Annotated in this window: 5 protein-coding genes and 2 pseudogenes; 3 read left to right on the forward strand and 4 right to left on the reverse strand. The window is 61.5% G+C overall.

The window, feature by feature from the left end:
• Positions 1–205: pseudogene (locus C9413_RS25490) on the forward strand (hypothetical protein); the annotation flags it as partial.
• Positions 206–227: 22 nt separating this feature from the next.
• On the opposite strand, the gene C9413_RS25495 reads toward C9413_RS25490, so the two are convergent.
• Positions 228–830, reverse strand: coding sequence for a GNAT family N-acetyltransferase (locus tag C9413_RS25495; RefSeq protein WP_223843975.1), 603 nt, complete (start codon positions 828–830; stop codon positions 228–230).
• A gap of 377 nt (positions 831–1,207) precedes the next feature.
• Here C9413_RS25495 and C9413_RS25500 point away from each other — a divergent pair, with 377 nt between their 5' ends.
• Both C9413_RS25500 and C9413_RS25505 read left to right on the forward strand, forming a co-directional pair.
• Positions 1,208–3,547, forward strand: coding sequence for a glucose/quinate/shikimate family membrane-bound PQQ-dependent dehydrogenase (locus C9413_RS25500; protein WP_039844309.1), 2,340 nt, complete (start codon positions 1,208–1,210; stop codon positions 3,545–3,547).
• Between the two features lie 375 nt (positions 3,548–3,922).
• On the forward strand, positions 3,923–4,129 hold the full coding sequence (locus tag C9413_RS25505) for a hypothetical protein (protein ID WP_039844308.1): 207 nt from the start codon (positions 3,923–3,925) through the stop codon (positions 4,127–4,129).
• 69 nt (positions 4,130–4,198) lie between these two features.
• On the opposite strand, the gene bla is transcribed toward C9413_RS25505, so the two are convergent.
• The 3 genes and pseudogenes from bla to dmeR form a co-directional block, all read right to left on the reverse strand.
• The gene (bla, locus tag C9413_RS25510) at positions 4,199–5,089 is read right to left on the reverse strand and encodes a class A beta-lactamase (protein WP_039844307.1); all 891 of its coding nucleotides are present in this window, start codon (positions 5,087–5,089) and stop codon (positions 4,199–4,201) included.
• 78 nt (positions 5,090–5,167) lie between these two features.
• Positions 5,168–6,129: pseudogene (gene dmeF, locus C9413_RS25515) on the reverse strand (CDF family Co(II)/Ni(II) efflux transporter DmeF).
• Between the two features lie 20 nt (positions 6,130–6,149).
• On the reverse strand, positions 6,150–6,422 hold the full coding sequence (gene dmeR / locus C9413_RS25520; protein WP_039844305.1) for a Ni(II)/Co(II)-sensing transcriptional repressor DmeR: 273 nt from the start codon (positions 6,420–6,422) through the stop codon (positions 6,150–6,152).
• Positions 6,423–6,712 lie beyond the last annotated feature (290 nt).

Here is a 6,712-nt window from a genome sequence, read left to right on the forward strand (position 1 = left end):
GTGCAAGGTCACCCCGGCCCTCATTCCGCGCAATCATCGCATCGAGCAGGCGATCGTTGCCGCGACCGAGGACGGCGACTTCTCGCTCTTCGAGGCGCTGCTGACGGTTCTTTCCAAGCCCTACGATGACCAGCCGATGTTTGCAGCCTACATGGAGCCACCGAAGCCGGAAGAGCGGGTGCTAAAGACGTTTTGCGGGACGTGATTTGTCTCCGCGCGGCGCCTGTTCAGATCGGCCGCGACATGAAGACTTCGGTGTGCGCGATGCTGTCCGGCATCCGGCGGAACGGCGTGCAGCGTGTGAAGTCGAAGGCTTCGTAGATCGAGATCGCGTTCTCCATATAAACCGTCGTGTGAGCCACGATTGCGCGGCAATGGCCTTTTTCGACTTCAGCCAGGACCACTCGCATCAACGCACTGCCGATGCCCTTGCCGCGGAACTCGGGATCGACGTAGAACTTGCGAATCTCCATGGTTGCGTCATCGAATGGAGCAAAGGCCAGGCATCCCGCGGGCGAGCCCTCCCATCTGGCGATGAACATCATGGCGTCCGTCGAACTGAATCTCGCGGCCAGGCTGCTGCTCGTCTCGCCGTGGTATATCGCCAGCACTTCTTCCGCGGCGACGCCATAGGCCTGCACCTCGGCCGCATCCCAGGCCGCGAGCGCATCGCACAATCGCGCGGCAATCTCAAAATCCGCCGCACCAATCGCCCTGGAAACAGAAATCATCTTGAACCTCGTCGCCTGTATCCGATTCCGATGATGCGGTTGCATACCACGGCTGCGTGCTTCTTGCGAGCGGGAAGCCAGGTTTTGCGATTGCTTCACGCTCCACGGGAGGCCAAGGAGTAGGTACTACAGGCGCTTTCAGAAAACATGAGTAGTCCTCACTTTTTTTGTTTCTATGCTTGTCGCACGAAACCCCGCCGCAGCGCGTCTGCGCCGTGAAATAAACCGCTCACAACAAGGAGTCTCGGCGCCAGGGACATGGCGCTGCTTGATCTCTCCGACAAGCACGGGAATGCTGGAGGACGAAGGGGATGGGACTACCAGGAGCGGTGCATGCGAGGTGATAGGCCGTCGATCCATGCCTGCCTGCGCCAAATGTGACCATTGAACGGCAGCCCCTTCGCCCTAAGTCGCTGATTCGGCGGAATTGTCCCCATCCCACCATGCCCAGCTCACCTTAGCGGGAGACCGGCTTTATGGCGATCGTCATTACTTCCATCCTTTTTCTTGTCATCGGACTGGTTCTTAGCGGCGGCGGGGTGTGGCTCGTGACGCTCGGCGGCAGCGTCTTCTATTTGTTCGCAGGGTTGATGTTCGTTATCACCGCAGCGCTGCTTTTCATGCGCAAGGCCATGGCGCTCTGGGTCTATGCGGTGCTGGTTGCCATGGCGCTCATCTGGGCGGTGTGGGAAGCCGGGTTCGACTGGTGGCAGCTCGGGCCGCGCGGCGGCTTGATCATTCTTCTCGGGCTTTGGCTATTGACGCCGTGGATCCGAAGGCCGCTCGGGTTTTCGAGCCCGAGTGGCCTTCCCTACCCTGCCAATCCCTGGCCGCTCGCCGTGCCGGTGATCATCGCCATTCTCGTTGCCGGTTATTCGATGACGACCGATCCGCATGATCTTGCCGGCGATCTTCCCAACGAGGTCGTGGCGGCAGCGCCGCCCTTCGGCGGCAATGTGCCGGACGGCGAGTGGCATCAGTATGGCCGTACGCCTTTCGGCCAGCGCTATTCGCCGCTCGACCAGATCAACAAGGACAATGTGAAGGATTTGAAGGTCGCCTGGGAGTACCAGACCGGCGACGTGAAGCGGCCTGACGATGTCGGCGAGACGACCTATCAGGTGACGCCGCTCAAAGTCGGCGACACGCTCTATCTCTGCACACCGCACAACTGGGCGATCGCGCTCGACGCCAAGACGGGGAAGGAGAAATGGAAATACGACGCTAATTCCGGCATGAACCCGGACCGGCAGCACCAGACCTGCCGCGGCGTGACATACTATGCCGTTCCGGCCGTCGCGGCCGGCCAGCCCTGCGCCGCACGGGTCTATCTGCCGACGTCCGATGCACGGCTGATCGCGCTCGATGCAGCCGACGGCAAAATCTGCGAAAGCTTTGCCGACAAGGGCGTGCTGCATCTGGAGACCGGCATGAAATACAACCCGGCCGGCTATTATTACTCCACCTCGCCGCCGGTCGCGGTCGCCGGCAAGCTAATCATCGGCGGGGCCGTCAACGACAACTATTCGACCCAGGAGCAATCCGGCGTCATCCGCGCCTTCGACATCAACACCGGCGCGCTTCTTTGGAACTGGGATTCCGGCAATCCGGATCAGACCGCGCCCCTGCCCGAAGGCCAGACCTACGTCACCAACTCGCCGAACAGCTGGTCCGTCTTCAGTGTCGATGAAGGGCTTGGCTCCGTCTATATCCCGCTCGGCAACCAGGTGCCGGACCAACTCGGGATGAACCGTAGCGCCAATGTCGAAAAGTTCTCCTCCTCCGTCGTGGCGCTCGACATCAATACGGGCCAGCTGAAATGGGTGCAGCAGTTCGTCCACCACGACCTCTGGGATATGGACGTGCCGGCGCAGCCCGTGCTCTTCGACATGACGAAGCCGGACGGCAGCGTCGTTCCCGCTCTCGTCGCCCCGACGAAGCAGGGCGACATCTACGTGCTCGACCGGCGCAACGGCGAGGCGATCATTCCCTTCAAGGAAATTCCGGCGCCGGGCGGCGCGATCCCCGAGGACCATACGGCGCCCACGCAGCCGATCTCCGACCTCAGCTTCTCGCCCGATCCGCTGAAGGAGAAGGACATGTGGGGGATTACGCTCATCGACCAGCTCGCCTGCCGCATCGCCTTTCACCGCTACAAATACGAGGGCCGCTATACGCCGCCCTCGGTGGAGGGAACGATCGTCTATCCGGGCAATTTCGGCACTTTCAACTGGGGCAGCGTCGCGGTCGATCCGGAGCGGCAGATCATGTTCGGCATGCCGACTTATCTCGCCTTCACCTCGAGGCTCGTTCCGGCCGCCGAGCTTCCCCCGCGCGGACAGGACGAAAAGGGCAGCGAGCAGGGCCTGAACCGTAATGACGGGGCGCCCTATGGCGTGTTCATGGGACCGCTCCTCGGCCCACTCCAAATCCCCTGCCAGGCGCCGCCATGGGGCTATGTCGCGGGCGTCGATCTCCGGACCGGCAAGATCGCCTATATGCACAAGAACGGCACCGTGCATGACATGACGCCGCTGCCGCTACCCTTCAAGGTCGGCGTGCCGGGAATCGGCGGGCCGATACTCACCAAGGGCGGCCTTGCCTTCCTCGGCGCTGCCGTCGACAACTACCTGCGTGCCTACGACGCCACCAACGGCAACCAACTCTGGCAAGCGCGTCTCCCAGCCGGCGGTCAGGCAACGCCGATGACCTATACGGCCAGCGACAACAAGCAATATGTCGTCATGGTTGCCGGCGGGCATGGGTCGGTGGGGACGAAGCCCGGCGATTACGTGATCGCTTATACGCTGCCGTAGGCGTTACGGGGTCGGGTGCGCTATGATGCGGCCTCCACCTCAAGCCGCATAATTTAAACACCGCCTCCTGAAATACAACCTGAAATAGAAGCAAGAAGCATGCGCATGTTTTGCCGCCCATGTCTGCCGGCAATCTTTAAGGACATCTTTTCATGGAAATCGGGAGAAGCATTTGAAGCTTTTCAGTCCCGGAGAGCGGCGCGCCAAGCGAGCGGCGGTAGACTGCAGCTGAGCTAATACAGGACCTTCCATTTTCAGCGCCATGTGGGAGACGCAGCGATTGCCGAAGAAACCGAAGCCGATCTCGTCGCCCAAGAAACACCATGCCCAGTTGGTCGACGAGGTGAACGACTATGCCAGCACGAAGCGTCGGACGTGATTATCCGCAAGCGCGTTTTCAAGGAACCCGGTATACGCGAGGATGACCTTGCCGCCATACAGCCTGAGGAACGCGACGCAAGCGAAAAGCAGATCGCCAAGGCGATCAAGCGCGAGCTTCCCGGCATCGACAGCTCAGACGACACCGAGGGCGCCGCTTCCAGGTCCCTGGCGGCCGACACCCAAGGCGAACAGACCGTCTAAGTTCGCAAAATGATTCAAGAGGATGCGACGGAGATTCATTTCTCCGTCGCATGGTCTTGAATTTGCTGATTATCCCGCCATGCCCGCGACGATCTTCGCGACTTCGGCAAAGACGGGGTTCAACTCCTTCACCGGCGCCGTCGCCTCGGCGATATAGGCCGTCACGAGAATCGGGCCGCGGCCCTTCGGCCAGATGATGGCGATGTCTGCAGCGGTACCATTGTCGCCCGTGCCGGTCTTGTCGCCCACCTTCCAGGCTCCCGGCAGACCGGCGCGAAGACGTGCATTGCCGGTGGTGTTGGCCAGCATCCATTCGATCAGCTTTTCGCGTGAGGGCTCGGACAGCACCGAGCCGAGCGCGAGGTTGCCGAGCGTGTCGAGCATCGCGTCCGGGGTCGTCGTGTCGCGCGGATCGCCTTTCTTGCCTTCGTTCAGCGCCGTCTCCCAGCGATCGAGGCGGCTCGCGCGGTCGCCGATCGAGCGAAGCCATTTGGTGAGTGCCTTGGGGCCTCCGACGCTTTCAAGCAACAGGTTGCCGGCGGTATTGTCGCTCAGCGTAATTGCCGCCTTGCAAAGTTCGCCGACGCTCATCCCCTCCCCGCCGACGTGTTTTTCCGTTTCCGGCGAATAGGAGACGAGCTTGTCCTGGTCATATATCACGCGGCGCTCGAGATTCTCCTCGCCCTTGTCGACGCGCGAAAGCACCATGGCCGAGGCGAGCACCTTGAAGGTGCTGCACATCGGAAAGCGTTCGGTTTCGCGATAGCCGAGGGTGACCTTTGTTTCGGTATCGATGACGGAAACGCCGAGCCTGCCGCCGGTGCGCTTTTCAAGCTCTGCCAACCGGCGCTCAATGTCGTCATCGGTTTCGGAGGCGCGGGCGAACGAAGCAAGGCAAAGTGCGGGAAGGAGCATCGCCGTCGTCAAGATCGTGCGGCGAGGGATCGAAAAGTCATTCATGAAATCACTCCGGCTGAATCAACAAGCCAAAGAGCTAGGCCGCGATTGTGGCGCCTTGTCGTCGCCTTTGCGGCGTCGTCAGGCCGCCTGCAATTGCGTGACCTCGACGGTCACGTGCGAGAGCTCGTCCAGGCTTTCGAGCTTCGCCTTGTAGAAAGCAGGCTCGCGCGGCTCGGATGTCGCGACGGCGACGATCGCGGCGTGATGGCCAGGGCCGAGCTGCCAGACATGCAGATCCGTGATGCGGTCGCTGTCGGTTTCAATCACCTTGCGGATTTCGCCTGGCAGCTCCTCGCCGTCCGCGATCGCATCGAGCAGCACGCGGCCGGAGGACTTCATCAGGCCCCAGGACCATTGCGCGATGATGAGGCCGCCGACGACGCCCATCAGCGGATCGAGCCAGAGCCAGCCGTAAAGGCTGCCGAAGGAAAGGGCCGCAATCGCGAGAACCGAGGTCAGCGCATCGGCAAGGACATGGGTGTAGGCGGCGCGCATGTTGTTGTCGATGGTCCGGCGTGGTGGGTAAGCTCGCCGTGATCATGATGCGCATGATCGACGTGGTGATGATGGGGACTGTGCCCGTGGTGATGGCCGCTATCCTTCAACAGCCAGGCGCTGACAAGATTGACGGCAAGGCCGATGACGGCGACGCCGATCGCCTGTGCGAAGCTGATGGGTACCGGACTGGCAATGCGCAAGACGCTCTCCCAGGCCATCAGCAACGCGATCATGGCAAGAATGATGGCGCTTGCGAAACCCGCCAGATCGCCTAGCTTGCCGGTGCCGAAGGTAAAGCGCGGATTGCGGGCCTGCTTGCGGGCATAGAGATAGGCAACAGCGGAGATCAGAAGCGCACTGGCATGCGTCGACATGTGCCAGCCATCGGCGACGAGCGCCATGGAGCCGAATATTGTGCCGGCGCCGATTTCCACGACCATCATCACCACCGTCAGCGCGATCACGAACCAGACGCGGCGCTCGTTGCGCTCGTGACCAGCACCCAGGAAGACATGGTCGTGTTCCAGCGTTTGTGTACTCATCGCGCGTTCCTTCGATCTCTTCAGCGGATGTAGGTCCGCAGCACTTGCGAAATTTCCTCGACCGCCTCGGCGCGGGCCTTCTCGTCGGCCGCATGCAGCACGTGCTCGTGTAGGTGATCCTCAAGTACCTCGCCGGTCAGCCCGTTCAGCGCGCCGCGGATCGAGGCCAGCAGCTGCAGGATGTCACCACAGGGGCGCTCGGCCTCCAGAGCACGCTCGACGGCTTCCAGCTGGCCCTTGAGGCGGCTGACGCGGGCGATGAGCTTTTTCTTTTGACGGATGGTGTGCGACAAGGGGCTGCTACCATTTTAGTATAGGGGGCTATAGTATATGCAGAAGCCGCGAAAGGGAAGCGTATCCTTGGCTTTCCATGTGATGTTCGACGGGCGGAACGGTAAAGACCACGTTGCTGACTGGCGCTGCCCATCCTTTCCGCCCTCGTTCCTCTCCTTGCTGAAGGAACAGGAATGAGGAGAGTACGGGATGGGCGCTGGCGGCAAAAGGCACGCATTCAGCGATCCATACAGCCAAGGCGGCGTGTGAGGAGGAGACCCTTCGAGGCGCTGCATCTTCGCCTTCAGGC

This window comes from Rhizobium sp. SEMIA 4085 (assembly GCF_013004495.1).
GTDB lineage: Bacteria > Pseudomonadota > Alphaproteobacteria > Rhizobiales > Rhizobiaceae > Rhizobium > Rhizobium gallicum.